Consider the following 1232-nt stretch of genomic DNA (forward strand, 5'->3'; position numbering starts at 1 on the left):
CTCTTGAGCCAAGATAGGCTCACCAGCGGCAACCTGACCGATCAGAGGCAGACCCTGCTCTTCGTTTGCTGCATCTTCAAGCAAAATACGAATACCACGAGACGCACCCGGGATAATCTCAATCGCTTCTTTACGAGCAAGGGCTTTCAAATGTTCTTCTGCAGCGTTAGCAGAACGGAAGCCTAATTCACGAGCAATTTCTGCGCGTGTCGGTGGCATACCGGAATCTTCGATCTTACCTTTGATAAGGTCAAAGACTTGTTGTTGGCGGGGCGTTAACGGCTTCATGATTCACCTGTCTTTTTATACAGTTGACTGTGAGTATATCCAGTAACTGGACAAAAGCAAAGCAATTGGTTGTTTTTAGTTCATTTTTTACTAATTACAAAACCAAGATCTCAAACCATACATAAGCCGCAAGCGCTAAACAGAAAAAAACAGCTGCCGAGCCGACATCTTTCGCCATTCCTGAAAGTTCATGATGTTCACTCCCAATACGATCTACAACCGCCTCAATTGCAGTATTAATGAGCTCAACAACCATCACTAGCACGATCGAGGACACCATTAAGATTCGTTCTACATGGCCCACATCGAGGTAAAACGCCAACGGAATCATAACCGCAGCCATGAAGACTTCTTGTCGAAAGGCCACCTCATTTTTAAACGAACTTGTGATGCCTTGCCATGAAAAGCCCGCTGCTTTCACGATACGTTTAAATCCGGTGTTTGATTTTTTGGTCATTTTTAACCCTATACTCAATCAGTCGATGAATGATATTCCACAAACTTAACGGCAATATGACTATTTCCATTAAAAGGTTAGACCAGTTTCTGGTATTCTTGCATCGATTAAATTTACGCCTAGGCTTATCCCTATTTTACTTGAAAGGGTTACCCTCTCTCATCATAGAAATAGAGATACGCTTAAGCACATTGAAATAACTATTGAGGCTGTGAACCTATATGTCTTCTGGACAATCTTTTTCACGTACATTAATGAAGCTACCTTTATCCGTATTGGTAAAAGGCACATCAATCCCTTCTAATCCAGTTGAAGATTTGAACATTGATTTAGGCAAACCAATTGTATTCGCCTTACCGTTTCGCTCAAGCGTCGACCTACTGACACTACAAAAGCATGCGCTAGAACTGGGTTTACCGGATCCGTTAAGCAAGCTTGAAATCGGTGGTAAATCACTGCCACGCTACGTTTTCATCTCTTCACGTAA

2 protein-coding genes and 1 pseudogene are annotated in these 1232 nt (G+C 42.5%); 1 reads left to right on the forward strand and 2 read right to left on the reverse strand.

From position 1 onward, the window contains the following. Positions 1-288, reverse strand: a 288-nt coding sequence (gene lexA, locus A3712_RS24170; RefSeq protein ID WP_063525263.1) for a transcriptional repressor LexA, incomplete at its 3' end; no start/stop codon positions are given. A gap of 94 nt (positions 289-382) precedes the next feature. Next, entirely contained in the window at positions 383-745 is a 363-nt protein-coding gene (locus A3712_RS24175; protein ID WP_063525264.1) for a diacylglycerol kinase, read from the reverse strand. Positions 746-966: 221 nt separating this feature from the next. Between A3712_RS24175 and A3712_RS24180 the strand changes: the two are divergent. After that, positions 967-1232 (forward strand): annotated as a pseudogene (locus tag A3712_RS24180) (glycerol-3-phosphate 1-O-acyltransferase PlsB); the annotation flags it as partial.

The organism is Vibrio sp. HI00D65 (assembly GCF_001635455.1).
Classification (GTDB): domain Bacteria; phylum Pseudomonadota; class Gammaproteobacteria; order Enterobacterales; family Vibrionaceae; genus Vibrio.